The organism is Rahnella perminowiae, from assembly GCF_019049755.1.
GTDB classification, from domain to species: domain Bacteria; phylum Pseudomonadota; class Gammaproteobacteria; order Enterobacterales; family Enterobacteriaceae; genus Rahnella; species Rahnella perminowiae.
This window is the reverse complement of the sequence record NZ_JAFMOS010000035.1, coordinates 1-404: the sequence shown is the minus strand read 5'-3', so window position 1 is coordinate 404 and position 404 is coordinate 1. Positions and strand designations below refer to the sequence as shown.

General features: G+C 58.4%; 1 protein-coding gene. It reads right to left on the bottom strand.

Going from position 1 to position 404, the window contains the following annotated elements; translation table 11 throughout:
- Positions 1 to 404: hypothetical protein (locus J1785_RS00170; protein ID WP_217218510.1), on the bottom strand; the 404-nt coding region annotated here is incomplete at both ends.

Below are 404 nucleotides of genomic sequence, written 5' to 3'. Positions count from 1 at the left end.
GCTGCCCGGTCTGACTGAGCACGGCGTTATCGACATAACGGGTATCGAAGGCGGCATCGCCGAGGAACTTATAGTCATAGTCCGGCGTCAGCTTCAGCCGGTCCATAAAGTAGGCCGAGCCGAGGAATTTGCTCTCGTCGGTATAGACCGGTGCCGTTTCAATGCGCGGGCTGGACGGCGTGCCCGGCTGAACCGCAGGCGTCAGCGTGCCGGACGTCGGGTGCGCGAGATAATCATTAAGCGCATTAAACAGCGAAGGATCAGTTTTCCCCAGACTGCCCAGTTGCGGGTTGGTGGTGATCAGATACGGGCTGGAAGGATCCTGACTCGCCACAAACAAACCGTTATTGCCGGTCGGCAGCGGGTAATCCGTCAGTGCAGCGCCCTGATTGCCAATCTGCTTT